The sequence below is a fragment of the Cyanobium sp. Candia 9D4 genome (genome assembly GCF_024346155.1).
Taxonomy (GTDB): domain Bacteria; phylum Cyanobacteriota; class Cyanobacteriia; order PCC-6307; family Cyanobiaceae; genus Cyanobium; species Cyanobium minutissimum.
The window spans coordinates 142,701-166,577 of record NZ_JAGQCK010000003.1 but is presented as its reverse complement, the minus strand read 5'-3'; the positions used below and the strand labels follow the sequence as shown (position 1 = coordinate 166,577).

Here is a 23,877-nt window from a genome sequence, read left to right as displayed (position 1 = left end):
TCCTGGAGGCCCATTCCCCTTCCCGGGGATGGGCCTCCACCAGCCCCTGGGGTTTCCCCGGGATCCCTCGCGTCTTCGTCGTCCTCCCTCGCCCACCCCCCGGACCATGCCAGCCCTCTTCACAGGCCTGTACAGCCAGAGCTTCGATGCCCTGGCCGCCTCCGGATCCGGGATCGCCTGGGCGAACGACGTGACGCTGCCGGGGTGGCACCTGTTCCGCCAGCCGGCGGCCGCCCCCGTCGCCCTGGCCACCTACAACGCCGACAGCGGCACCGCCAATGCCGGCGCCGTCGTGAGCTACGGGGCGACGGGCAGCAGCGACCGCGCCCTGGGGGGCCTCGGTTCGGGCGGTGCCGTCTTCGGCTCGCCCGCCAGCGGGTCGGTGGCCGGCTGGTTCGCCCTGGCCCTCCGCAACACCACCGGGGCGGCGATCGCCAGCCTCGACCTCGCCTTCAACGGTGAGCAGTGGCGCAACGGTGGCAACACCAGTGCCCACACGATGGAATTTCAGTGGGGTGTGGGCCCCAGCTTCGAGCAGGTGGGCCTCTGGACCACGCCGGGCGGCCCGTTCAACTGGAGCTCGCCGGTGACCGGCAGCACGGCCGGTGCCGTCGATGGCAACAGCGCCGGCCGGGTGGCTGGCGTGGGCGGCAACCTCGACCTCTCGGCCAGTCCCTGGGCGGCCGGGGCCACCCTCTGGCTGCGCTGGGCGGAGATCAACGATCCCGGCAACGACCACGGCCTGGCCATCGACGATCTGAGCCTGTCGGTGGCGACGCCACCGGCGCTGCCCGAGGTCGCGATCCAGGCCATCGACGCGGTGGCGAGCGAAGCCGGCGATGGCGCCAGCCTGCGCATCAGCCGCACCGGCTCCACCCTGGCGGCCCTGGCGGTGCCGATCAGCCTGGCTGCGGGCCCCGGGTTGGCCGAGGCCGGTGATCTCACCAGCCCCCTGCCGGCCTCGGTGCTGATCCCCGCCGGGGCCAGCAGCGTCGATCTGGCAATTGCGGTGCTCGATGACGCCCTCGAGGAAGGCACCGAGACCCTGCGCATCGAGCTGGCCGCACCGGCCGGCCACACGGTTGCCGCTGGGGCGGGCAGCGCCACCATCACCATCGCCGACAACGACCGCATCAGCCGGATCTCGGCGGTGCAGGGCGACGGCAGCAGCAGCCCCCTGGTGGCCCAGAGCGTGACCCTCAGCGCCGTGGTGGTGGGCGATTTCCAGGCCACCGGCGAGCTCAGTGGCTTCTTCCTGCAGGAGGAGACCGCCGACTGGGACAGCAGCGCCCTGACGTCGGAGGGGCTCTACGTGGCCTACCCCCTCTCGGGTTCCAACGTTGATGTGGTGATCGGCGACCGGGTGCGGCTCACCGGGACGGTGGCCGAGCGCTTCGGGCAGACGGCGATCACGGCTGTCAGTGCCCTGACGGTGGAGGGGCAGGGCCGCCTGGGCGACACCCAACGGGTCGACATTCCCGACCTGCTGGCCCAGCGCAGCAGCCCCCTTGATCTGGAGCCCTTCGAGGGCATGTGGGTGCGCTTCCCGGAAACCCTCAGCGTCAACGGCCTGTTCGGCCAGTTCCGCTTCGGGGAGGTGGAGCTCAGCTCCGGCGGCCTGCCGCTGCAGCCCACCAACGTGATGGAGCCGGGGGCGGCGGCCTTCGCCGCCGAGCAGGCCACGGCCCTCCGTGAGCTGGTGCTCGACGACGGCAGCAATGGGGCCTACCGGCCCGCGGCGGCGGCCACACCCGCAGCGCCGGTGCGCGACCAGCTGCTGCGCCGCGGCGACACCATCACCGCCACCGAAGGGGTGCTCGGGTTCGATTTCGGCAAGTACCGGCTGCAGCCCACGGCGCCGCTCAGCTTCGAGAGCGGCAACCCCCGCCCCGCGGCACCGGCGCCGGCCGGGGCCGGCCAGCTGCGGCTGGCCAGCTTCAACGTGCTGAACACCTTCACCACCCTCAACGCCGGCGGCGCCCTCACGGACACCGGACTGGCCCCCCGCGGGGCCAACACCGCCGAGGAGCTCGAGCGCCAGCTCACCAAGCTCACCGCCGCCCTGCTCGGCCTGCAGGCCGATGTGATCGGGCTGATGGAGCTGGAGAACGATGCCGATGACGCCACCCTGGCCGCGATCGTGGAGCGGCTCAATGCCGCCCAGCCCAGCGGTTCGGGGCGCCTCTACAGCTTCGTGCCCACGGGCCTGATCGGCAGCGACGCCATCAAGGTGGGGCTGATCTACGACAGCCGGGCGGTGGAGCCCACCGGTCTGGCCCGTGTGCTGGACAACGCCGGCTTCACCGACCCCCTCGCCACCGGCAGCCCGCTCAACCGCCCGGCCCTGGCCCAGGGCTTCCGGGAACTGGCCAGCGGCGAGGTGCTGAATGTGGCCGTCAACCATCTCAAATCCAAGGGCAGCGGCGGTGCCACCGGCCTTGATCTGGACCAGCGGGATGGCCAATCGGCCTTCAATGCCACCCGCACCGCCGCCGCCAGCGAACTGGTGCGCTGGATCGGCTCCGACCCCACCGGCAACGGCGACAGCGACTGGGTGGTGCTGGGCGACATCAACGCCTACGCCAAGGAGGACCCGATCCGGGTGCTGGAGGCGGCGGGCTTCCGCAACGCCCTCCCCACCTTCACGGCCGAGCCCCCCTCGAGCTACGCCTTCTTCAACCCGGTCGACATGAGCGGGGCCCTCGATCACATGCTGATCTCCCCCTCGCTGGTGAGCCAGGCGGTGGCTGCCACCGACTGGGGCATCAACGCCGCCGAGGGTGCCTTCCGCGACTACAACCTCGACACCAACAGCAACGGCAACGCGGCGGCTCGCGACTTCTTCGCGCCCGATCCCTACCGCACCTCCGACCACGACCCCCTGCTGCTGGACCTGGATCTGGGCCGCGCGCTCCCTGCCGGCCTGGCCTTCTCCCACGGCGTCGCCTCCGGCGACCCCTATGCCGATTCGGTGATCCTCTGGACCCGGATCACACCGCCCGCCGGTTTCGCCGGACTGGTGGATGTGCAGTGGGAGGTGTCCACCAGCGCCGGCTTCGAGGCCGGCTCGATCGTTGACAGCGGTGTGTTCACCACCAGCGTCGCCCGCGACTGGACCGTGAAGGTGGAGGCCGACGGCCTCAGTGCCGACACCGTCTACCACTACCGCTTCCGTGCCGGTGCGGCGCAGTCGATGGTGGGGCAGACCAAGACCCTGCCGGTGGGCAGCGGCCCGGTGCGGCTGGCCGTGTTCTCCTGCGCCAACTTCACCGCCGCCGAGGAATTCCTCGCCTATGGCCGGGCCGCCGCCGTCCATGCGGTGAACCCCTACGACGCCCTGGTGCATGTGGGCGATTACATCTACGAGTACGGCCCCGGTGGCTTCGGTGAGGCGGAAGATGCCGCCGGCGACCGTGGCTTCCTGCCCAACCGCGAGATCGTCAGCCTCGATGACTACCGGCTCCGCTATGCCCAGTACCACACCGATGTCAATCTCCAGGCGCTGCGGGCCGCAGCGCCGCTGATCGCCATCTGGGACGACCACGAGACCGCTAACGACAGCTGGGCCGGGGGCGCCCAGAACCACCAGAGCGCCACCGAGGGCGACTGGATCACCCGGCGTGATGCCGCCCTGAAGGCGTACCACGAGTGGCTGCCGATCCGGGAACCGGGCCTGCGCCGGAGCGAGGACGGCGCCAATGCCCTCACCCCCCTCACCCAGGGGTACCGCTCGTTCGATTTCGGCGACGTGCTGGCGCTGCACATCCTCGAAACCCGTCTCACCGCCCGCGATGAGCAGCTGGAGTACCCCGATGCCGCCGCTGTGCAGGCCCGCATCGGCGCGATCCTCGCCGACCCGGCCCTGGTGGCGGCCTATGCAAGCCAGCTGGGGCTCACCCCGCCGGCCTCCCCCGCGGCGGCACCGGGTTTTGCGGCTGCCCTGGCTCCCCGGGTCACCCAGGAACTGGTGCTGGCCACCGTGCAGCAGGCCTGGGGCGATCCCGGCCGTGATCTGCTCGGCGACAGCCAGATGGCCTGGCTGCAGCAACGGATGGCGGGCTCTTCCGCCGCCTGGCAGGTGCTCGGCCAGCAGGTGCTGATGCAGTCCATGGCGGTGCCGGCCGAGCTGCTGCTGGATGCCGGCAACCCGGCCCTGCTCGACAGGTACGCCGCCCCCCTGCAGAAGCTCGCCACCGGGACCCCCTTCAACCAGCTCTCCCCGGCGGAGAAAGCCCTGTTCGCCGAGGCCGGCAAGATCCCCTACAACCTCGATGCCTGGGACGGCTACGGGGTGGAGCGGGAAACGATCCTGCAAAGCGCCCTGGCCCTGGGCAAGCGGCTGATCAGCCTGGCCGGTGACACCCACAACGCCTGGGCCGGCGTGCTCGACACGATGACGGAGGGCACCCGCCCCGCCGGCAGCCTGGCCGGCCTGGAGTTCGCCACCCCCGGGGTCACCTCGCCCGGGCTGGAGAAGTATCTCCCCGGCGCCGATGCCTACATCCGGGCGAACTACCCCGCCGTCGATGGTCTCGACGGTCTGTTCATGGGCTACATCAACGGGCTGGCCTACGCCGATGTGAACCGGCGCGGCTTCCTCGACCTCACTGTCACCACTGACAAGGTCGACGGTGCCTTCCACCTGCTCTCCGGCACCGACCCGATCACCAACCAGCCGGCCTGGGCCATCGAGACGGTGACCGGTTCGGCCGATCTCAGCCTGACGCTGGCGCCCGAACGGGGCGGCCCGATCCTCTGGCAGGCCGGCTGGAAGGAACTCGATCTGGTGTTCGGCGCCGCGGTGGACAGCAGCGACAACGTCCTGCTGCTCGATCCGGCCGCCTACGAGGCCGTCCCCGAGCAGGGCATCCAGCTCGCCAATGTGACGGTGATCGGCTCCGAGGCGGCGGACACCGTCTACGTCGGCGTCGGCTCCCGCATCGAGGGCCGCGGCGGCAGCGACCAGTTCTTCAACACTGAAAGCCTGGGCGGCAACGTCCTTGTGGGCGGCGGCGGCGGCGACCAGTTCTTCCTGGGCCAGGCCAGGGATGTGGTCATCGGCGGCCGCCTGATCGACCCTGCCGCCACCCCTGGGCTGGCCCCCGCCACGGCCCTGGCGGACCGGGAGGCCGACCAGTTCCTGATCGACAGCTCCGCCGCCGTGGCGACGGCCCCGCCCCTGCGGATCAACGACTTCGAAGTGGGCAGGGACACGGCCTTCCTCGATGGCCAGCAGCTCCAGGGCAGCTGGGCCCAGATCAGGCAGGCCTTGGCCGCGGCCGGGGTCCAGGCCAATGCGGCGCCGGACCTGGCCACGCCCTCGACCCCTCCGGGCCTCACCTTGATTCCCGGGGTCCAGGTGCTTCAGAACCTGGCCCCCCTCGGCCTCGATGCCGATGGGGACAACCTCCAGCTGGTGGTCCTCGAAGGCCCCGACTGGATCCACGCCGACCGCACGACCCTCAGCCTCACGGCCCCCGCCGGCTTCGGCCCCGCCGACCTGGCCAGCCTCAACCTGCGGCTGGGCTTCTTCGATGGAACGGCGATCACGTCCTTCTCGCCGGCGCTGACGATCGGTGCGGTGCCCCCGTCCGATCCGGGCAACCCGGTCGTGGTGGTGATCACGCCTGGGGGCGACGTGACACCCATCCCCGTGACCATCACCGGCGGGACCGTCCAGGTCGATCGGCCCTTCCAGGTGGTTCCAACCAGCTCCCTGGTCGATCCCCAGGATCCGAGCCATGCCGCGTTGATCACCGGCCCTGGTGTCGTTCTCGGTGAGAGCTCCGTGGAGGTCGGCATCGACCTGGACCCGGGGCTGGAGCGGGCCACGGTCAGCTTCGATCTCGCCGCCCTGACGGTCGGGGCCCCCTTCGCCGACACCCCCTCCAGCCGCTGGGTCGCCGTCTCCACCGACGCCGCCTCCGGCGTGACCACACCGCTGACCTACAACCCGCGCCAGGGCGGCGGTGCCCGTTTCTATGACCTGGACGCCGATGGTTCCGCCGAGTTCCTGCACCTCTCCCTGGGCGATGGCGGCCCCGGCGACCAGGGACCGGCGGCGGATGGTGAGATCCTGCAGTCGCTGACCGTCGGGACGGTGGATCTCCAGCCCGTCTTCCGTCGCGTCGACCCGCTCACCCTCACGGTGGCGGATCCCTCCAAAGGCAGCGCCGCCGCCAGCCTGGTGCTGCGGGCCAGCCTCACCGGCCGGCCGGCCAGCTCCAACCAGATCGGTTATGTGGTGCTCGAGGCCGATGAATTGGCCGGCGCCGATGGGCTCCTGGCCGATCTGGCGGCCATCCGCTCCCGCGCCCAGACCCTGTTCTCCACCCTGGAGAGCAGCGACGTCACCCTGGCGGCGGGCACCACGTTCGACCGCGAGATCCTGCTGGTCAACGGCCAGTCGGTGCGCTTCTTCGAAGTGGTCGACTCCGGGCTCGCGGATCTCGGCAGTGCCGCCGACGCACGTCTGCGCTTCTTCCGCCCCGATGCCCCTGCGGGCTCGGAGCGTTCGGTGGGTCTCGGCTCCGCCAGCGGCGTGAGCCTCGTCCTCGATCTGCTCGACACCGATCAGGGACTCGATGCGCTGATCGGCCAGGAGCAGGGTCTGGCCCCGATCCTGGACTTCACCGCCTTCTCCGCCGACCAGGCGGTCCAGGGCACGCTGCTGCTCAGCCGCGAGGCCGATTTCGATGCCATCACCGGCTTCTACCGCACCCTCGATGCCCAGGGCACCGTGCGCGACGCTGCCGGTAACCTGGTGCGCCCCGGGCAGGCCGGCTACCGCGAAGCCGCCCTGCGCGCCGACAACCTCGTCACGGAGCTGCAGGGCCTGCGGGTCGGTGACAATCAATCCAGCGCCACGGCCGTCACCATCTCGGAATCCACGCTGCTGGCGCCCTTTGCCCAGGTGAGGGGCCGCACCTTCTTCGCCTATGCCGGGGCCAATGCCGACGGCCTGAGCCACTTCCGCACCCTGGGCACCAATCTGTTCGGGTTGGAAGACACATTCGGCGGCGGCGACCGCGATTTTGACGACCACGTGATCGGCTTCAACTTCAGCCAGATCGTCTGACTCCGTCGGGGTGATCAGCTCCGGGTGCGGGCAAACCCCGCCACCCGGTCCGGGGCTGGGATGGCTGCATTTTTGCCTGCTACGCTCGGGTGGTTGCCGGTTGGAAATGAATAGAAAGTCCCAGGACTTTCCAGATCTGCTCCGAAAGAGTTGCCTGCCAATCCTTCTCGTTGTTGCCCTTGTCGTCTCGTTTGCCGGCATCCTGAGTCAGAGCGGGCAGGTGTCCGAATGGCCCATGGACCAGTCCTTTGTGACGCGGGCTGATCTTCGCCTGTATCGACTGCCGACGGGCTGGGTCTTTCAGTATCCCCGCTTCAACTGGTCCGGTGGCGTAGCGGCCAGCCTGCTGATCGGTCTCTATAAGTTAGTGGTTTCTCCTGCTCCGGAGACTCTGAACTGGCATGCCAAGTGCATCACCACCCTGCTCTTTCTGGGATCGGCGTATTCCCTTTGTCGGCTGTTCATCCGCCACTGGATCTTCCAGGCGCTGGCCTTCTCCGTCATCGCCAGTTCCGCCCTTCAGTTTGCTGAACCTTCCAGTGACATCATCGCGGCGGCGTTCTTCGCCCTGTTCATGCTGTCCGTGCGACTGGGGTGGCCGCGGCTGATCTCCTCCGGCCTGCTGATTCTTTTCGGCGTGTCCAAGATCCAGTTACTCGTCTGCTCCCTGGGGGTGGGTGCCGTCTGGTACTGGTGGGATGTGCGGGAGAACCGGATGCGCTGGCAGATCCCCGTGGGGATGGCCTTCTGGCTGGTGCTGCTGATGGCTCCCGGCTTCAAGCTCTATGGCATTGAGATGGTCAGGACGGTCAAGGGGCTGCGAACCTTTGCCTCGTCCTATGTGTTTATGTTCAGCCCCCATCAGTTTGCCCCCAGCCCGGAAACGCTCGCTGGCAGTTCCACCAGTTGGCAGGATGTGATGCGATCGGTGTTCCCGGGAGCCCGCACCGTGAGCGATGTGATCCTTCGGTATCCGAAGAAGTACCTTGACTATCTGCTGGTGGCGGGCGCCTACGGAGTGTTTTCCGTGTTGCAGACGATGGGATTGATGCTGATTCCCTTTTTTCGGGCCTTGCGCCTCGGGGCCTTCCCTGTTGTCACCCAGCTGAGTCTGAGGTTTCTCGCGGCGGCGGCCTTCTTTTCCCTGGTGCCGCCGCTGCTGCTGAGATTCATCAGTCCCCGGTATCTCGCCGTGGTCTTCATCCCGCTGGTGGTTCTGTCCGCCGCTGCCGCCGGATCCTCCGAGGCGCCACGGTCCCTGAAGATCACATTCCTGATCTGTTCCCTGCTGACCCTTGCCCTGAATCTGGCCGTGTTCAGCGAGCGCCTCGTTCGATCACCGCTGATGCCCTTCGGTTGAGGGATCGGCACCGGGCTCCAGCCTGGGCGATCGAGGGCCGGAGCAGGACCATGAAAAAAACCCTGCCGAGGCAGGGCTTGCAGGAAAGGGTTGGACGACCATCCCAGGGTTCGGGACCCGGGGATGGCTGGCCATCGCTGAACTCAGCCGGCGCTCCAGACGCCACCGGCGATGTTGGCCAGCGGGGACTGGATGGCGGTGCTGCACAGGAACCAGGCGAAGGCGGCGCCGCCGCAGCCTCCCAGCCAGAAACCGCTGGCGAATTCCGCCCAGCCGGCTTTGGTGAACAGGTCGGCCGGGGGATTGTCGATGGTGGCGTCGGGGGGCTGGACGTTGGGGCCGCTGCCGGCGGTGCCGTAGATCGACAGGCAGATGGTGAGGATCGACACCAGGCCGATGGCGGCCAGCAGGCCGGCGGTGCTGGCGAACTCGGTGGCGCGCAGGGGGCCGGTGTAGGCGAAGGGGCCGTAGAGCAGGTAGCCGTGGGCCATGCCCACCTCGAGACCGCGACGGTTGGGTGAGAGGGAGGGCCGGTAGGCCGGCAGGGCGTTCAGGAACGCCTTGGTGAAATAGCTGCTGTTGACGGGGGTGGCCAGATTGCCGACGGTCGGGTCGGCCACGGGGGTCACGGTCATGGGAAGCGGATCGGGGGGTCGGCGGATCGGGGGTGGAGGTGGCGAAGGACGCTGGGGCCTGGGGCCGTCGTCAGTCGGTCGCCTCGATCACGTTGAACAGCAGGGCCATGGCCACCGCCGCGCCGAGGATTCCCACCAGGGGAACCATCACGGACGGCATCCAGGCAACGGCAAATTCACCAGTCATGGCTTGGGCCAATAGGAACCGCCGGTACTGTAAGGACAAGGCCCTGTGGGGCTTCTCGGGGACCCGGGGGGCGACATAAAAGTTCAGCCAGGCTCGCCGCGCACGGTGGCGCGCACCCGGTAGATCGGCCGGCCCTGGCTTTCGTGATACGTGCGCATCTGCAGCTCCGCCAGCAGCCCGAAACTGAACAGCTGCACGCCGGTGAGAATCGCCAGCACCGCCATCAGCAGCAGGGGGCGGTTGCCGATGTCGGCCCCCAGCAGCAGTTTCTCGCCCACCAGCCAGGCGGCGATGGCCAGCCCCACCAGCAGGGCCAGCAGTCCGGCGAAGCCGAACACATGCATCGGCCGGGTCAGGAACCGCTTCATGAACCAGACCGTCAGCAGGTCCATCAGCACCCGGAAGGTGCGGTCGATGCCGTACTTGCTGCGGCCGTAGCGGCGGGCCTGGTGGGACACCCTCACCTCACCGATCCGGGCCCCTTCGATGAAGGCCAGGGCCGGCAGAAAGCGGTGCAGTTCCCCGTAGAGGTTCATGTCGCTGACCACCTCGCGCCGGTAGGCCTTGAGGGAGCAGCCGTAGTCGTGCAGCCGCACCCCGGTGACCCGGGCGATCAGGCGGTTGGCCAGCAGGGAGGGCAGCAGCCGGTCCAGGGCCCCGTCCTGGCGCTGGTGCCGCCAGCCGCTCACCAGGTCCAGCTCGTCCTGCTCCAGCCGGGCCAGCAGCATCGGGATGTCGGCGGGATCGTTCTGGAGGTCCCCGTCCAGGGTGACGATCACCCCGCCGCCGCTGGCGTCGAAGCCGGCGGCCATGGCGGCCGTCTGCCCGTAGTTGCGCCGCAGCAGCACGGCCACCAGCTCGGGCACCCGGCCGGCCAGATCCCGGAGTACGACCGCGGTGCCGTCCTTCGACCCGTCATCCACCAGGACCAGCTCGAAGCTGCGGCCCAGCGGCCGCAGGGCCGCCAGCAGTTTCTCCACCAGATGGGGAAGGCTTTCCTCCTCGTTGTAGAGGGGGACGACCACGGAGAGTTCGGGGTTGCGTCCGACCAACGGGGGTTCGGAACCGTGGGCCAGGGCTGCCCGCGCCATGACCGTTGCCCGAAAGTCGTGGCCTGAACTTACCTCAGGGGGGCAGGGGGCTGCCGTCGTGGCTGTGCATCACCCGCCCCGCGCCCCGCAGTTCGGTCCGGTAATGGCAGGCCACCGGATCCCGGTTGCGGGGGTTCAGGTCGTCGATGCCGATGCCGTCACGGCCGTGCTGGCGCCCGGAGCTGTGCAGGTAGCGGCCGCCGCCCAGGTGCAGGGCCACGTGGGTGCAGCGCCGCGGGGTGCCGAAGAAGATCAGGTCGCCCGGCAGCAGCAGGCTGGTGACACCGCTGGCCACGGCCACCGGGCGGCAGAAGCGCTCCTGCAGGTAGGCATCCCGGGGCAGCCAGATGCCGGCCTGGGCAAAGGCGGTCTGCACGAGTCCCGAGCAGTCGAAATCGGGCCCCAGGGTGCCCCCCCAGAGGTAGCGGTTGGGGCGCTGGCGGGCGGCCTCGGCGAAGGCCAGCACCGCCTCCAGGCGGGCGGCGATCCGGTCGCGATCGAGGCGGGGCAGGGGCGGCGGCGACGGTACGGGCTGCCCGTGGTGTTCCAGGGCCGCGGCGTCCACCCAGCAGGGGTAGCCGTCCCCGTGCAGGCGGACCCGCAGGCGGGTCTCGGTGCCGCTGGCCCCGGCTGCCCCCAGGACCCTCAGGCACCGGCCCGCATGGATCTCGGTGGCCAGCCCCGGCCCCTGCGGACGGCTGTAGGCCGGCAGCGGCCGGGTCAGGGTCCAGAGACGGCCTGGCGCCGGCAGGGTGCCTAAGGTCGCCATCGCAAGGTGCCGCCGCTGATGGCGTTCTACAGCCAGGATCCGGCCATGGGCGAGGCCCTCCGCCAGCTGATCGGCCGACTGGAGGCGGAAGGACGCCCGGGCCTGGGGGAGCAGGTCTCCGTTACGTGGCTCCGCTACGGCGACTCCCTGGTGGGGGCGGCCGAGGGCCTGGGTCAGGAGGAGTTCTGGGGCCGGATGGTGAGCGGCGCTTCCTGGGCCGGCCCGACGCTTCGCTATCCCGCCAGCGTCGTGAAGCTGGTGTATCTGGTGGCGGCTGAAGCCTGGCTGCAGCGCCAGCTGATCGAGGACGGACCCGAGCTGCGTCGCGCCCTGGCCGACATGGTGCGCGACTCGGGCAACGATGCCACCAGCCTGGTGGTGGATCTGCTCAGCGGCACCACCAGCGGTCCATCGCTGCCGCCGGAGCGCCATGCCGCCTGGTGCCGCCAGCGCCAGCTGGTCAATGGCTGGCTGGCCCGCCTCGGCTGGAGCGAGGTGGCGGGGGTGAACGCCTGCCAGAAGACCTGGGCGGAGGGGCCCTACGGCCGCGAACGGGACTTCTACGGCGCCCAGCTGGAGAACCGCAACCGCCTCAGCACCGATGTCACAGCCCGCGTGCTGCACGCCGTGATGGCCGGTGCGGCGGTCTCACCGCCGGCCTGTCGGCGCATGACGGCGCTGCTGCGCCGCTCCCTCGATCTCCAGGCCCGGGCGGCCGATCCGGAGAACCAGGTGGATGGCTTCCTCGGGGCCGGCCTGCCCGAGGGGGCCCGGCTGTGGAGCAAGGCCGGCTGGATGAGCCAGGCGCGCCATGACGCCGCCTATGTGGAGGTGGAGGGCAGGGCGCCGATGCTGCTGGTGGTGTTCAGCGAAGGCCGGGTCCGGGCGGCTGATGAGACCCTGCTGCCGGCCATCGCTTCCGCCCTGCTGGACGCCTGACCCCAGTGACGTCCCCGCCCCTCGATGTGGTTCCCCTCGCCCTGGGGGCGGCGGTGAGCCCGATGCTGCTGGTGGGGCAGATGCGCACCCTCACCGCTCCGGGGTCGGGCCTGCGCCAGAGCTGGGCCTACGTCGCCGGCAACGCTGTGGTGGTGGCCGGCTGGGCGCTGGTGGGGCTGGGCTCGGGGGGATCCCTGCCGGCCCGCTCCGCCGCCGGCGCCGATCCGGTGTCCGCCGGCCTTCGCCTGGTGCTGGCCGCCGTGCTGCTCGCCATCGGCGCCCGGACCCTGCAGCGTGAGGGCGGAGCGGCGTCCCCAGCCCCGGGGGGCCACTCCCTGGCCCGATCCTTCGGGCTGGGGATCGCCCTGATGGCCGGCAACCTCACCTCCCTGGTGCTCTATCTGCCGGCGCTGCAGGACCTGGCCCGTTCCGGTTTGGCGGCGGGTCCCCTGGTCGCCCTGGTGCTGCTGGTGAGCCTTGTCACCTTGGCACCGTCGCTGCTGCCGCCGGTGCTCCTGGGGCTCACGGGGGCCTGGGGGCGATCCCGCCTCGAGCAGCTCTGCCACTGGACCCTGGCCCACCAGGGCCGGATCAACGGGGGCCTGTGCTTTCTGTTCGCGGCCTATCTCGGCTGGAGCGGTGTCGCCAGGCTCTGAGCGGACCTGACGACGGGGGCCCGGGAAGGGCCTGGGGGTCGGGCCCATGGATGGGCCTTGGGGTCGGCCCATGGCAGGGCCTGGAACGGAGAGGGAGGGATTCGAACCCTCGACAGAAGTTGCCTCCTGTAACTCCTTAGCAGGGAGCCGCTTTCAACCACTCAGCCACCTCTCCAGTGGCCCAGCGAGCTTATCAGGGCTCGGACTCGGGCCCCGGCGGCAGGGGCGCCCCCGGGTCCGGGGGCACGGCCAGGCGCGGCAGGCGGTGCTTGAAGCCGCAGAGGATCTCCCAGGGGATGGTGCCGCAGCGCTCGCTCCAGTCGAGGGGGCTGATCGTCTCCCCCTCCTGCTCCCCCAGCAGGGTGACCATGCTGCCCACCTCGATGCCGGGGGCGTCGGTGGCGTCGATCACCAGCTGGTCCATGGTGATGGCGCCCACCTGGGGCAGGCGCCGGCCGTCGAAGAGGACGTCCATGCGGTTGGAGAGCTGGCGGGGCACCCCGTCGGCGTAGCCGATCGACACCACCGCCAGCCGGCTGGGCCGACTGGTGCGGAAGCGGTGGCCGTAGCTGACGCCGACCCCCGCCCCCACCTGGCGCAGCAGGGTGACGCGGGCGTGGATCTGCAGGGCCGGCCGCAGCGGCACCACCCCGGCCAGGTGGACCGCCGGCGACTGGCCGTAGAGGGCCAGCCCCACCCGGACCAGGTCGTAGTGCTGAGCGTGCCCCCGCAGGGTGGCCGCCGAATTGGCCAGGTGGCGGCAACCGGCCGCCAGGCCCTGTTCGGCCAGGCTGGTGAGGACCGTCTCGAAGCGCTGCTGCTGGAGCGCGTTGAGGCCGTCGTCCTCTCCGGGGGCGGCATCGGCGCAGGCCAGATGGGAGTAGACCCCCGCCAGCTCGATCGCCTCCATGCCCTGCAGGGCCGCCACCAGCCGCGGTCCCTCGCGCCAGTCGGCGCCGAGCCGGGCCATGCCGGTGTCCAGCTTCAGCTGCACGGTCATGGGGCGGCCGCTGCCGCTGGCCAGGTTCTGGCAGAGCAGGGCTTCCCGCATGCTGCTGAGGGTCGGCATCAGCTGCCAGCGCAGGCAGCTGCGCAGTTCCTCGGGCTGGGTGAGGTTGCCGAGCACCAGCACCGGGGCGGAGATGCCGGCACGGCGCAGCTGCACCCCTTCGCCCAGGGTGGCGACCCCGAAGCAGGCCGCCCCCGCCTCCAGGGAGGCACGGGCCACCGCCAGGGCGCCGTGGCCGTAGGCGTCGGCCTTGACCACCGCCATCAGCTGGGTGGACGGACCGATGTGGCGCCGCAGGGCCCGCACGTTGGCCTGGATGGCCGCGGTGTTCACCTCCACCCAGGCCCGTTGCCGCGAGGGCTGGGTCTCCTCCGTCGCACTGGCGGTGGCGAGCGAAGAGCTGGTCATGGGCGCCGCGGGAGAAGGTGAACCATGGAATTCATGGGAATCCCGTTAGCATGCCGCGTATCCAGCGGACGGGAATGGGCCACGTACTCGTTCTGAATGCGTCCTACGAACCGCTGAACATCACCACCTGGCGGCGCGCCATGGTGATGCTGCTCAAGGGGAAGGCCGAGGGGCTCGAGCACGACCCCGAACGCGCGATCCGTCCGGACCATTTCCTGCCCACGGTGATCCGGCTGCGTCAGTTTGTGCGGGTGCCCTACAAGCCGCTCCCCCTCACCCGCCGCAACGTCTTCCACCGCGATGGCCACGCCTGCCAGTACTGCGGCTACAGCGGTGAGCAGCTCTCCATCGACCATGTGGTGCCCCGCAGCCGGGGCGGCACCGATGTCTGGGAGAACGTCACCACCGCCTGCCTGCCCTGCAACGTGCGCAAGGGCAACCGCACCCCGCGGGAGGCGGGCATGCCCCTGGCCCGGGAGCCCCGCCGGCCCCTGGGCAGCCTGAGCTTCGAGGCCAACCGCCGCATCCGCTCCGGCCAGCACCAGGAGTGGGCCAAATACGTCATCGGCGCCTGATCCGCCCCGCCTCGTCGCCGGCCCCATTTCCCCCATCGGCCCCATCTCCTGCTCCGGCCCCTCAGCTGCCGGTCCCGGTGGCTTCGAGGGCGAGGGCCTCCAGACCCTGGCGCTGCTCCTCGGCGATGCAGGCCCCGATCAGGTCCTCGATCTGGCCGGCCAGCACGGGCTCGAGGGAGAAGTTCCGCCCCAGCCGGTGGTCGGTCACCCGGTTGTCCTTGGCGTTGTAGGTGCGGATCTTCTCGCTGCGGTCGCCGCTGCCCACCTGGGCGCGGCGCACGGAACGCTCGGCGGCGTTCGCTTCCGCCAGCTGGCGCTCGTAGAGCTTGGCCCGCAGGATCTCCATGGCCCGCTCCCGGTTCTGCAGCTGGGAGCGTTCCTGGGTGCAGAACACCCGGATGCCCGTCGGCTTGTGCAGCAGGTCGACGGCCGTCTCCACCTTGTTGACGTTCTGGCCCCCGGCGCCGCCCGAGCGGGCCGTGCTGATCTCCAGATCCCCCGGGTCGATCTGCACCTCCACCGGATCGGCCTCGGGCATCACCGCCACGGTGGCGGTGGAGGTGTGGACCCGCCCCTGGGATTCGGTGGCCGGGACCCGCTGGACGCGATGCACGCCCGCCTCGAATTTCAGGCGGCTGTAGACCCCGTCGCCGCGGATGGCGAGGATCAGCTCCTTGTAGCCGCCGAGATCGGCCTCCGAGGCGCTCACCGGCTGCACCTGCCAGCCCTGGCCCTGGGCGTAGCGCTCGTACATGCGGGCCAGATCCCCTGCCCAGAGGCTGGCCTCATCGCCGCCGGCACCGGCGCGGATCTCCAGCATCACACTGCGCTCGTCGCGGGGATCGGAAGGCAGCAGGCTGAGGGTGAGGCGGTCGTTGAGGGCGCCGATCAGACCCTCGAGGCTGACCAGCTCTTCGCTGGCCAGGGCCGCCAGTTCCTCCGCGGCGGGGTCGTCGCGGTGGGCCCGCACCAGGGCGCGGGCCTCCTCCCGTTCCTGCTCCAGCTTGCGCAGCCGCTGGTAGTCGTTGACCAGCGGCTCCAGGCGCGCCCGTTCCCGGGCGATCGCCTGCAGCCGGGCCGGATCGGAGGCCACCGCCGGATCGGCCAGCTGGCGCTCCAGGGTCTGGAAGGTGCGGCAGGCGGTGTCCAGCCGGGATTGCAGCAGCTCGGAATCCATGGGGCGGCACCGGCAACAAAAAGGGCCGGGTGCGACGGGCACCCGGCCAAGGCAGAACCGGACCGTCGCGCGATCCGGGGGTCCGAAGGACGCGTCAGGTGGAGAGACGGGTCAGGCTTCGGAGGCGGCCGGCTCTTCCACCGGGGTGGCGGTGGCTTCGGTGGCCTTGGCGGCCTTCTTGGCACCGGAGGCGGAATCGGCGCTGCCCATGCCGTACTTGCGCATGAAGCGGTCGACCCGGCCCTCGGTGTCGAGGATCTTCTGGGTGCCCGTGTAGAAGGGGTGGTTGCCGCTCCACACGTCGACCGTGATCTCCGGCTGGGTGGAGCCGGTGGTCATCACCACCTCTCCGTTGCAGATCACCTTGGCGTCCGGATACCAGGTGGGATGGATGTCGGCTTTCGGCATGACGGAAATCAGCGCTTGGAGAACTGGGGAGCCTTGCGGGCTTTCTTGAGGCCGTACTTGCGACGCTCCTTGGCCCGGGGATCGCGGCTCAGGTGACCTTCGATCTTGAGGGGCTTGCGGTTGTCCGGGGAGAGATCGCAGAGGGCGCGGGCCGCACCCTGCTTGATGGCATCGGCTTGGCCGGTGAGGCCGCCGCCGCGCACGTTGACCAGGAGGTCGTACTGGGCTTCCAGACCCAGGGTCTGCAGGGGAGCCTTGACCGCCGCCAGGTAGACGGGGTTGTAGTTGAGGTAGTTGTCACCGGGGCGGCCGTTGATGGTGACGCTGCCGCTGCCGGGGACCACCCGCACACGGGCGACGGCGGTCTTGCGACGGCCGGTGCCCCAGTAGACGACGCGGTTGGAGGTGCTGGTCATTGGGCGGCGGCGGCGGGATCGAGGGCGAGGGGCTGGGGCTGCTGGGCGGCATGGGGATGCTCGGCACCCTTGTAGACCTTCAGCTTGCGGAACAGCTGGCGGCCCAGGGCGTTGTGGGGAAGCATGCCCTTGATGGCCTTCTCGATGATGCGCTCCGGCAGGCGGGCCTGCAGGTGCTCGAAGGTTTCGGTCTTCATGCCGCCGGGACGGCCGGAGTGGCGCCGGTAGATCTTCTGGGTGGCCTTGTTGCCGCTGACGCGCACCTTGTCGGCGTTGATCACCACCACGAAGTCACCCGTGTCGAGGTGGGGCGTGAAGGTGGGCTTGTTCTTGCCGCGCAGCACCTGCGCCACTTCACTGGCGAGACGGCCGAGGGTCTGGTCCGCTGCGTCGACCAGATACCACTGGCGCTCGAGCGAATCGATGGAGGGTGGGGTTGTCTTGTTCATCGCGCCGGCGGGCCGGTTTGGGGTGAGCCCATCGCAGCCGGATGGGTCGGGACAGGAAGATTCGACCCTACCGTGTCGCCGGATCCGGCGAATTCGGAGAGCCACCAGCTGCCTGGGGCCACCGGACGGGGCTCCCTGCAGGGCACTCAACCGATCGGATCGTCGCCGAAGGGATCGGCCGGAGGATCGCGCGATTCCAACAGAAATCGCGGTTGACAATCATACCAGGCGGCCTCAGGGAACACCGGCTCCGGGTAGCCCACCCGCAGCAGGCAGAGGCCCTGGGGCGGGGCGGCTTCCTTCACGGCGTGGCGGGCGCCGCTGCGCCAGCGGTGCAGGAACTCTTCGGCCCCGAGGCGGCCTTCCCCCACCGCCACCAGCTGGCCCATCAGCAGGCGCACCATGCCGTAGAGGAAGCCGCTGGCCTGCACCTCGGTGACCAGCAGATCGCCGCAACGCTCCACCCGCACCTCCTGCAGGGTGGTACGGGCATGGGCGCGGCGGCTGCCCGCCCGCTGGAAGGCGGAGAAATCGTGCTCGCCGAGGAGGGCCTCGAGGCACCGGGCCATCAGGGCCTCATCCAGGCGCCACTGGTAGCGGTGCCAGCTCCAGGGGGCCAGGAAGAGGTTGGGGGTGCGGGCGTTGAAGATCGTGTAGCGATAGCGCCGGTAGGTGGCGCTGAAGCAGGCATGCCAGTCGCCCGGCACCTCGGCGGCGGCCCGCACCCGGACCGTGGGCGGCAGGCGGCCGTTGAGGGCCTTGGCCCAGCGGGTCACGGGGATGGGGCCGGCGGCATCGAAGTGCACCACCTGGGCGGCGGCATGGACCCCGGTGTCGGTGCGACCCGCCGCCACCGCCCGCACGGGACGCTGCGGGTCGAGGGCCTCGATGGCGGCCTCCAGGGTTTCCTGGACGCTGCAGTGATCGGCCTGCCGTTGCCAGCCGTGGTGGGCGGCTCCGTCGTACTGGAGCGAGAGGGCGATCCGTTTCAGACCCGCTCGCTCAGACCAGCTCGATGATGGCCATCTCGGCGTTGTCGCCCCGGCGGCGCACCGTGCGGATGATGCGGGTGTAGCCACCCTGGCGGTCGCCGTAGCGGTCCTGGGCCTTGTCGAACAGGGCGTGCACCAGCTGCTTGTCGTAGATGTAGCCGATGGCGCGGCGACGGGCGGCGAGGGTGCCGTCCTTGGCCAGGGTGATCATGCGCTCGGCTTCATCACGCAGGGCCTTGGCACGGGCCTTGGTGGTGGTGACGCGGCCTTCGCGGATGAGCTGGGTGGTGAGACCACGCAGCATGGCCTTGCGTTGGTCGGCGGGGCGTCCCAGCAGGGGGACTCGGCACTGGTGTCGCATGGTGGGGACGGGGCGGGTGGCGAAACGGGGAAGGGAAAACCGCCGATCAGCCGCTGGTGCGGCTCTGGGGCAGGGAGATGCCGATCCTCTCGAGAGCCTCGATCACCTCGTCGGCGGACTTGGAACCGAAGTTCTTGATCTCCAGCAGGTCTTCGTAGCTGAAGCCCATGAGGTCGGAGACGGAGTTGACCTGGGCGCGCTTGAGGCAGTTGTAGGCGCGCACCGAGAGGTTCAGCTCTTCCAGGGGAATCTGAGCCTCGGCCGAAGGCTCGGGCTCCAGGCCGGGCTCCTCGGTCATGGTGAGGGTGGCCAGGGGCTGGAACAGGCTGATCAGCTGGTTGGCGGCCTGGGCCATGGCGTCGTCGGGGGTGACGCTGCCGTTGGTCTCGATCTCGATGCGCAGGCGCTCGTGGGCCGAACCGCCCTCGCCGACCGCCGTCTCATCGACGGTGTAGTTGACCCGGCGGACGGGCATGAACACCGCATCGATCTGCAGCAGATCGATGGCGGAGGTGTCCTCGTTGTGGCGATCCACCGGCCGGTAGCCGACGCCGCGCTCGACGTGCACCTCCATCTCCAGGCTGTGGCCCTCGGCCACGGTGGCGATCTCCCGGTCGCCGTCGATCACCTGCACCTGGGGGGAGAACTGCAGATCCGAGGCGGTGACCCTGGCCGGGCCGTTGACCATCAGACGGCCGATCTCCAGGTCGCGGCTGCGGCTGTTGACCGGCACCGACTTGCAGTTCAGCAGGATGTCGAGCACGTCCTCGCGCACCCCGGGCACCGTGGCGTACTCGTGGTTCACGCCGGAGAGACGAACCGCCGTGATGGCGCTTCCCTCGAGACCACCGATCAGCACGCGCCGCAGGGCGTTGCCGAGGGTGGTCGCCTGACCCCGGTCCAGGGGGCCGATCAGGAAGACGCCCGTCTGGGAACGGTCGTCGGCGACCTGGTGCTCGACCCGATCGATCTGGTAGTGCAACACGGTCTGAGGAGGTGAAAAGGGAACGGTGGCCGCGATGGCGGCCCGGGGAAGGCGGGACGGAGGCCGGAGGATCTCCGGGGGCTCAGACCCGGCGGCGCTTGGCCCGGCGGCAGCCGTTGTGGGGCAGGGGGGTGACGTCGCGGATCAGGGTGATCTCGAGACCGGCCACCTGGAGGGCGCGGATGGCGGTTTCCCGGCCGGAGCCGGGACCGCGCACCAGCACTTCGATCTGACGCATGCCCTGCTCGAGGGCACGGCGGGCGGCGGCCTCGGCGGCGGTCTGGGCGGCGAAGGGGGTGCCCTTGCGGGCTCCCTTGAAGCCGCTGGCGCCCGCCGACGACCAGCTCACTACTTCACCGGCGGTGTCGGTGATCGAGACGATCGTGTTGTTGAAGGTGCTCTGGATGTGCGCCACGCCGTTGGGGACGTTGCGCTTGGCCTTCTTGGGGCCGGTCTTCTTGGTGGGCTTGGCCATGGCGGTGACCCCGCGGTGGCGGGGAGGTGATCGGAGGACTGGGGGGAGCCCCGGTGACGACCTCCGCAAGGGGAGGGCGGCGGGGCTGGGGCCGGGAGGCTGGGGGCGTGGGCTGCAGCGGGAAGCCCTGGTCCGCAGGGCGGTGCAGGCAGGGAAGGGAGGACGGGCCCGCAGGCCCGGAGCTCACTTCTTCTTGCCGGCGACGGTCTTGCGGGCGCCGCGACGGGTGCGGGCGTTGGTGCGGGTGCGCTGGCCGCGCACGGGCAGGCCCATGCGGTGGCGGCGACCCCGCAGGCAGCCGATGTCCTGGAGGCGCTTGAGGGCCATGCCCTCTTCGCGCCGAAGGTCGCCCTCGAGGACGAAGGAGTCGGCGGCGCCGCGCAGCTTCTGCACGTCGCCGTCGCTGAGGTCCTTCACCCGGATGTCGGGGTTGACCCCCGATTTGGCGAGAATCTTGCGGGCCCTGGTGAGCCCGATCCCGTACACGTAAGTGAGTGAGATCTCAACCCTCTTGTCACGAGGGATATCGACACCGGCGATCCGAGCCACGTCAGGAAACGATCAGAGGGCAAAGGGGGTGGCGGCCGACGGCGGCCGCCGTGAAGGCGTGAGGGGTCAACCCTGACGCTGCTTGTGCTTCGGGTTGGTGCAGATCACCATGACCCGGCCGTGGCGACGGATCACCCGGCACTTGTCGCACATCTTCTTGACTGAGGCACGCACCTTCATGGGCGTTGTGCTCTCCGAATTTGCAAACAGCTACCTTATCACATCAGTCCGTCAAGCTGGCTACGATCCTGCCCGCGATCTCCTCCACCGTGCCGGAGGCCTCGACACTGCAGAGCAGGCCAAGCTGGCGGTAGTGGTCGATCAGGGGCGCGGTCTGCTCCTGGTACACCACCAGGCGGTTGCGGATCACGGCTTCGTTGTCGTCGGCCCGGCCCCGGGAGAGCAGGCGCTGGATCAGCACGCCGTCCTCCAGCTCCAGCAGCAGCACCCGCTCGATGCGCTGGTCGAGCTCCGCCAGCAGGCCGTCGAGGGCCTCGGCCTGGGCGAGGTTGCGCGGGAAGCCGTCGAGCAGCCAGCCGCCCGTGTGCCCCTCCAGGCGGCTGCGCACGATCGCCAGCACCAGGGCATCGCTCACCAGCTCGCCGCGGGCCATCACCGCCTCCGCCTCCTGACCCAGGGCCGTGCCCGCCTTGACTTCCGCCCGCAGCAGTTCACCGGTGGAGAGATGCAGCAGCTGGTGGCGTTCGGCCAGGAGTTCGGCCTGGGTGCCCTTGCCGGCGCCGGGGGGACCAAGGAAGAGGAGTCGCTGTTTCATGGGTTGGGAAACGGGAGAAGGGGCCTACTGGCGGACCAGTCCTTCGTAGCGCTGGGAGATCACGTAGGTCTGGACCTGCTTGGCGGTGTCGATGGCCACGCCCACCAGGATCAGCAGGGAGGTGGCCCCGAGCCCCTGGAACGTGCGCACCTGGGTGGCCCCCTCCACCGCCGAGGGGATGATGGCGATGGCACCCAGGAACACGCCCCCCAGCAGGGTGAGCCGGTTGGACACCCCCGAGAGGTAGTCGGCGGTGGCCGATCCGGGCCTCACGCCGGGGATGGCGACGCCCGAGCGTTTCAGGTTGGTGGCGATGTCCACCGGGTTGACGGTGAGGGAGGCGTAGAAGAAGGCGAAGCCGCAGATCAGGGCGAAGTACACCAGGGCGTAGAGCCAGGGGGTGCTGCTGGTGGGGTTGAGGTAGCCCGCCACCCGGATCAGCCAGGGGCTCTTGGTGAGGTTGGCGATCGTCAGGGGCAGGAAGACCACCGCCGAGGCGAAGATGATCGGCATCACGCCGCCGGCGTTGAGCTTCAGCGGCAGGTAGCTCTGGCGGGAGGCCAGGGTGCTGGCGCCGCCCACCTGGCGCTTGGCGCTGACGATCGGGATGCGGCGGCTGCCCTCCTGCAGGAAGATGATGCTCACGATCGTCACCAGGAAGACCAGCACCAGCACGACGATGCCGCCCACCGTGGCGCGGTCGCCGCTCTGGGCCAGCTGGATGGTGGAGCCGAGGGCCTTGGGCAGGGTGGCGACGATGTTGATGAAGATCACCAGGGAGGCTCCCTGGCCGATGCCCCGCTCGGTGATCACCTCGCTGATCCACATCACCACCATCGACCCGGTCACCAGGGCCAGGCTGGTCTGGACGACGAACAGCCATTCCGGCAGGCCCGGCAGGGCGTACTGCCGAAGGATCAGGGCGAAGACGATGCTCTGAAGGATGCCCCAGCCCAGGGCGACGTAGCGCGTGATCTGGGCCAGCTTGCGGCGCCCGGCCTCCCCTTCGTTCTTCTGCAGCTCCTCGAGCTGGGGCAGGGCCGCCGTCATCAGCTGGATGATGATCGAGGCGTTGATGAAGGGCAGGATGCCCAGGGCGAACACGCCCAGGGTGGAGAGGCCGCCGCCGGTGAAGATGTCGAGGAAGCCGATCAGCTGGCCCCCCTGGCGGATGAAGTCCTGGAAGGCGACCCGGTCGATGCCGGGCACCGGGATGTAGATGCCGAGTCGCACCAGCAGCAGCAGGCCCAGGGTGGTGAGCACCCGATCCCGCAGGCCCTTCGACTGGACGAGCTGGACGAGGATTTCAGCGGCGCTCGGATTGCGCCCCCGGCTGAGGAGCATGGTGATATCGGGAGTGGAGGGAACGGGTCGCTACGACCGGAGCCGCCTGCCGCAGCACAAGGCTACGGGCAGGCGGCTCGCGGCTGGGGGCGGGGCAGGGCCCGGCCTCAGTCGATGATCTCGCAGGTGCCGCCGGCGGCTTCGATCTTGGCGCGGGCCGAGGCGGTGAAGGCGGCGGCCTGGACCGTCAGTTTCACCGTCAGTTCGCCGTTGCCGAGCACCTTCAGGGGGTAGCGGGGGCTGGTGACCAGACCCGCCTGCTCGAGGGACTCGAGGCTGACCGTGCTGCCGGCCTTCAGCTCACCCAGCCGCGACACGTTGATCACGGTGTAGTGGGTGGGGTTGATGACCGGGAAGTGCTTGAGCTTCGGGATCCGGCGGTAGAGGGGCATCTGGCCGCCCTCGAAGCCGGGGCGGGTGGGCCGGCCGGAGCGGGACTTCTGGCCGCGCATGCCGAAGCCGCAGCTGGCGCCCTGGCCGGCGGCGATGCCGCGACCCTTGCGCAGCTTGCGCCGGCGGGAGCCCGTCTGGGGCTGGAGATTGTTGAGAGAGAAGGACGTCATGGCGGGCCTCAGGAGTAGATCTGCTCGAGGGAGATGCCCCGCTCCTTGGCGGTCTCCTTGTGGGTGCGCAGGCCTTCCAGGGCCTGCATGGCGGCGCGGGCGTTGTTCAGCGGGGTCTTGGAGCCCAGCCGTTTCGCCAGCACGTTCTTGATGCCGGCCAGTTCGAGCACGGTGCGGATCGAACCGCCCGCGATCACCCCGGTACCGGGGGCGGCCGGCCGGATCAGCACGCTGGCGGCGCCGTCGCGGCCGTTGCTGAGGGTGGGGATCGAGCTGGTGCGGGTGAGGGGCACCTTGACCAGATGCTTCTTGCCGTCGGCCACGCCCTTGCGGACGGCGCCGATGACATCGCCGGCCTTGCCGACGCCCACGCCCACCTGGCCCCGTTCGTTGCCGACGACGACGATGGCCCGGAAGCTCATCTTCTTGCCGCCCTTGACGGTCTTGGAGACGCGGCGGATCTGAACCACCCGCTCCTGCCACTCGGAGTCGCGTTCCTGGCCGCGGCGGTTGTCGCGGCCGCGGCCGCCGCCACCGCGGCGGTCACCCTTGGCATCGCCGCGGCCACCGCCGCCGCCCCGGCGCTGCTCCTGCTGGCCTTCGGCAGCGGCGGGGACGTCGGAGGCCGCAGGCACGGCGCCGGTCTGGATCTGGTCGTTGGTTTCGGTCATGGTGA

At 70.0% G+C, this 23,877-nt stretch carries 24 protein-coding genes and 1 tRNA gene; 5 read left to right on the top strand and 20 right to left on the bottom strand.

Annotated features, from left to right (window positions below):
* The first annotated feature begins 106 nt into the window (after window positions 1-106).
* Window positions 107-7,078: an ExeM/NucH family extracellular endonuclease gene (locus KBZ08_RS09130; protein WP_254972484.1), complete on the top strand. Its 6,972-nt coding sequence runs from the start codon at window positions 107-109 to the stop codon at window positions 7,076-7,078.
* A gap of 235 nt (window positions 7,079-7,313) precedes the next feature.
* On the top strand, window positions 7,314-8,438 hold the full coding sequence (locus KBZ08_RS09125) for a hypothetical protein (RefSeq protein WP_106221643.1): 1,125 nt from the start codon (window positions 7,314-7,316) through the stop codon (window positions 8,436-8,438).
* 143 nt (window positions 8,439-8,581) lie between these two features.
* Here KBZ08_RS09125 and KBZ08_RS09120 read toward each other — a convergent pair whose 3' ends face one another.
* The 4 genes from KBZ08_RS09120 to KBZ08_RS09105 form a co-directional block, all read right to left on the bottom strand.
* Entirely contained in the window at window positions 8,582-9,073 is a 492-nt protein-coding gene (locus KBZ08_RS09120) for a photosystem I reaction center subunit XI (protein WP_106221645.1), read from the bottom strand.
* A gap of 70 nt (window positions 9,074-9,143) precedes the next feature.
* Window positions 9,144-9,260, bottom strand: a complete 117-nt coding sequence (locus KBZ08_RS09115; protein WP_015109434.1) for a photosystem I reaction center subunit VIII — start codon at window positions 9,258-9,260, stop codon at window positions 9,144-9,146.
* An 83-nt stretch (window positions 9,261-9,343) separates the two neighbouring features.
* Window positions 9,344-10,312, bottom strand: coding sequence for a glycosyltransferase family 2 protein (locus KBZ08_RS09110; protein ID WP_254972483.1), 969 nt, complete (start codon window positions 10,310-10,312; stop codon window positions 9,344-9,346).
* Between the two features lie 73 nt (window positions 10,313-10,385).
* Entirely contained in the window at window positions 10,386-11,120 is a 735-nt protein-coding gene (locus tag KBZ08_RS09105) for a C40 family peptidase (RefSeq protein WP_254972482.1), read from the bottom strand.
* Between the two features lie 18 nt (window positions 11,121-11,138).
* Here KBZ08_RS09105 and KBZ08_RS09100 point away from each other — a divergent pair, with 18 nt between their 5' ends.
* Window positions 11,139-12,059, top strand: coding sequence for a serine hydrolase (locus tag KBZ08_RS09100; RefSeq protein ID WP_254972481.1), 921 nt, complete (start codon window positions 11,139-11,141; stop codon window positions 12,057-12,059).
* 5 nt (window positions 12,060-12,064) lie between these two features.
* Entirely contained in the window at window positions 12,065-12,715 is a 651-nt protein-coding gene (locus tag KBZ08_RS09095; RefSeq protein ID WP_254972480.1) for a GAP family protein, read from the top strand.
* Between the two features lie 86 nt (window positions 12,716-12,801).
* Here the strand turns inward: KBZ08_RS09095 and KBZ08_RS09090 are convergent.
* Together KBZ08_RS09090 and alr are read right to left on the bottom strand one after the other, a co-directional pair.
* Window positions 12,802-12,890 (bottom strand) — tRNA-Ser (locus KBZ08_RS09090).
* 18 nt (window positions 12,891-12,908) lie between these two features.
* The gene (alr, locus tag KBZ08_RS09085; protein WP_254972479.1) at window positions 12,909-14,132 is read right to left on the bottom strand and encodes an alanine racemase; all 1,224 of its coding nucleotides are present in this window, start codon (window positions 14,130-14,132) and stop codon (window positions 12,909-12,911) included.
* Between the two features lie 74 nt (window positions 14,133-14,206).
* On the opposite strand from alr, the gene KBZ08_RS09080 reads away from it, so the two are divergent.
* A complete protein-coding gene (locus tag KBZ08_RS09080) occupies window positions 14,207-14,707 on the top strand; it encodes an HNH endonuclease (RefSeq protein ID WP_106221656.1) in 501 nt (166 codons plus the stop codon).
* A gap of 61 nt (window positions 14,708-14,768) precedes the next feature.
* Here KBZ08_RS09080 and prfA read toward each other — a convergent pair whose 3' ends face one another.
* The 14 genes from prfA to rpsE all read right to left on the bottom strand — a co-directional run bounded on the left by prfA (window position 14,769) and on the right by rpsE (window position 23,872).
* Entirely contained in the window at window positions 14,769-15,884 is a 1,116-nt protein-coding gene (gene prfA, locus KBZ08_RS09075; RefSeq protein ID WP_106221659.1) for a peptide chain release factor 1, read from the bottom strand.
* Window positions 15,885-15,995: 111 nt separating this feature from the next.
* Window positions 15,996-16,292 (bottom strand): 50S ribosomal protein L31, encoded by a 297-nt coding sequence (gene rpmE / locus KBZ08_RS09070; protein WP_254972478.1) that lies wholly within the window; start codon window positions 16,290-16,292, stop codon window positions 15,996-15,998.
* 8 nt (window positions 16,293-16,300) lie between these two features.
* Window positions 16,301-16,708, bottom strand: coding sequence for a 30S ribosomal protein S9 (gene rpsI / locus KBZ08_RS09065; protein ID WP_015109426.1), 408 nt, complete (start codon window positions 16,706-16,708; stop codon window positions 16,301-16,303).
* Window positions 16,705-17,157 carry a 50S ribosomal protein L13 gene (gene rplM / locus KBZ08_RS09060; RefSeq protein ID WP_015109425.1) on the bottom strand — a complete coding sequence of 151 codons (453 nt, stop codon included), beginning with the start codon at window positions 17,155-17,157 and terminating at the stop codon, window positions 16,705-16,707. The genes rpsI and rplM overlap by 4 nt, the downstream gene beginning before the upstream one ends.
* 146 nt (window positions 17,158-17,303) lie before the next feature.
* On the bottom strand, window positions 17,304-18,149 hold the full coding sequence (gene truA, locus KBZ08_RS09055) for a tRNA pseudouridine(38-40) synthase TruA (RefSeq protein ID WP_254972750.1): 846 nt from the start codon (window positions 18,147-18,149) through the stop codon (window positions 17,304-17,306).
* 10 nt (window positions 18,150-18,159) lie between these two features.
* On the bottom strand, window positions 18,160-18,510 hold the full coding sequence (gene rplQ / locus KBZ08_RS09050; RefSeq protein WP_015109423.1) for a 50S ribosomal protein L17: 351 nt from the start codon (window positions 18,508-18,510) through the stop codon (window positions 18,160-18,162).
* Window positions 18,511-18,556: 46 nt separating this feature from the next.
* Complete coding sequence (locus KBZ08_RS09045; protein ID WP_094586008.1) at window positions 18,557-19,495, bottom strand: DNA-directed RNA polymerase subunit alpha; 939 nt, start codon at window positions 19,493-19,495, stop codon at window positions 18,557-18,559.
* A gap of 82 nt (window positions 19,496-19,577) precedes the next feature.
* Window positions 19,578-19,970, bottom strand: a complete 393-nt coding sequence (gene rpsK / locus KBZ08_RS09040; RefSeq protein ID WP_015109421.1) for a 30S ribosomal protein S11 — start codon at window positions 19,968-19,970, stop codon at window positions 19,578-19,580.
* Window positions 19,971-20,153: 183 nt separating this feature from the next.
* On the bottom strand, window positions 20,154-20,519 hold the full coding sequence (rpsM, locus tag KBZ08_RS09035) for a 30S ribosomal protein S13 (protein WP_015109420.1): 366 nt from the start codon (window positions 20,517-20,519) through the stop codon (window positions 20,154-20,156).
* A 66-nt stretch (window positions 20,520-20,585) separates the two neighbouring features.
* A complete protein-coding gene (rpmJ, locus tag KBZ08_RS09030) occupies window positions 20,586-20,699 on the bottom strand; it encodes a 50S ribosomal protein L36 (RefSeq protein WP_006173336.1) in 114 nt (37 codons plus the stop codon).
* A 43-nt stretch (window positions 20,700-20,742) separates the two neighbouring features.
* Window positions 20,743-21,294 (bottom strand): adenylate kinase, encoded by a 552-nt coding sequence (locus KBZ08_RS09025; RefSeq protein ID WP_106221663.1) that lies wholly within the window; start codon window positions 21,292-21,294, stop codon window positions 20,743-20,745.
* A 24-nt stretch (window positions 21,295-21,318) separates the two neighbouring features.
* Entirely contained in the window at window positions 21,319-22,638 is a 1,320-nt protein-coding gene (gene secY / locus KBZ08_RS09020; RefSeq protein WP_015109418.1) for a preprotein translocase subunit SecY, read from the bottom strand.
* A gap of 107 nt (window positions 22,639-22,745) precedes the next feature.
* On the bottom strand, window positions 22,746-23,201 hold the full coding sequence (rplO, locus tag KBZ08_RS09015) for a 50S ribosomal protein L15 (protein WP_254972477.1): 456 nt from the start codon (window positions 23,199-23,201) through the stop codon (window positions 22,746-22,748).
* Window positions 23,202-23,209: 8 nt separating this feature from the next.
* Complete coding sequence (gene rpsE, locus KBZ08_RS09010) at window positions 23,210-23,872, bottom strand: 30S ribosomal protein S5 (protein WP_254972476.1); 663 nt, start codon at window positions 23,870-23,872, stop codon at window positions 23,210-23,212.
* Window positions 23,873-23,877 lie beyond the last annotated feature (5 nt).

Excerpts from the sequence above, each read along its gene's own strand:
- KBZ08_RS09130 (WP_254972484.1), top strand. The coding sequence starts at position 107 with ATGCCAGCCCTCTTCACAGGCCTGTACAGCCAGAGCTTCGATGCCCTG.
- KBZ08_RS09125 (WP_106221643.1), top strand. The coding sequence starts at position 7,314 with ATGGACCAGTCCTTTGTGACGCGGGCTGATCTTCGCCTGTATCGACTG.
- KBZ08_RS09120 (WP_106221645.1), bottom strand. The coding sequence starts at position 9,073 with ATGACCGTGACCCCCGTGGCCGACCCGACCGTCGGCAATCTGGCCACC.
- KBZ08_RS09115 (WP_015109434.1), bottom strand. The coding sequence starts at position 9,260 with ATGACTGGTGAATTTGCCGTTGCCTGGATGCCGTCCGTGATGGTTCCC.
- KBZ08_RS09105 (WP_254972482.1), bottom strand. The coding sequence starts at position 11,120 with ATGGCGACCTTAGGCACCCTGCCGGCGCCAGGCCGTCTCTGGACCCTG.
- KBZ08_RS09100 (WP_254972481.1), top strand. The coding sequence starts at position 11,139 with ATGGCGTTCTACAGCCAGGATCCGGCCATGGGCGAGGCCCTCCGCCAG.
- alr (WP_254972479.1), bottom strand. The coding sequence starts at position 14,132 with ATGACCAGCTCTTCGCTCGCCACCGCCAGTGCGACGGAGGAGACCCAG.
- KBZ08_RS09080 (WP_106221656.1), top strand. The coding sequence starts at position 14,207 with ATGGGCCACGTACTCGTTCTGAATGCGTCCTACGAACCGCTGAACATC.
- prfA (WP_106221659.1), bottom strand. The coding sequence starts at position 15,884 with ATGGATTCCGAGCTGCTGCAATCCCGGCTGGACACCGCCTGCCGCACC.
- rpmE (WP_254972478.1), bottom strand. The coding sequence starts at position 16,292 with ATGCCGAAAGCCGACATCCATCCCACCTGGTATCCGGACGCCAAGGTG.
- rpsI (WP_015109426.1), bottom strand. The coding sequence starts at position 16,708 with ATGACCAGCACCTCCAACCGCGTCGTCTACTGGGGCACCGGCCGTCGC.
- rplM (WP_015109425.1), bottom strand. The coding sequence starts at position 17,157 with ATGAACAAGACAACCCCACCCTCCATCGATTCGCTCGAGCGCCAGTGG.
- rplQ (WP_015109423.1), bottom strand. The coding sequence starts at position 18,510 with ATGCGACACCAGTGCCGAGTCCCCCTGCTGGGACGCCCCGCCGACCAA.
- rpsK (WP_015109421.1), bottom strand. The coding sequence starts at position 19,970 with ATGGCCAAGCCCACCAAGAAGACCGGCCCCAAGAAGGCCAAGCGCAAC.
- rpmJ (WP_006173336.1), bottom strand. The coding sequence starts at position 20,699 with ATGAAGGTGCGTGCCTCAGTCAAGAAGATGTGCGACAAGTGCCGGGTG.
- KBZ08_RS09025 (WP_106221663.1), bottom strand. The coding sequence starts at position 21,294 with ATGAAACAGCGACTCCTCTTCCTTGGTCCCCCCGGCGCCGGCAAGGGC.
- secY (WP_015109418.1), bottom strand. The coding sequence starts at position 22,638 with ATGCTCCTCAGCCGGGGGCGCAATCCGAGCGCCGCTGAAATCCTCGTC.
- rplO (WP_254972477.1), bottom strand. The coding sequence starts at position 23,201 with ATGACGTCCTTCTCTCTCAACAATCTCCAGCCCCAGACGGGCTCCCGC.
- rpsE (WP_254972476.1), bottom strand. The coding sequence starts at position 23,872 with ATGACCGAAACCAACGACCAGATCCAGACCGGCGCCGTGCCTGCGGCC.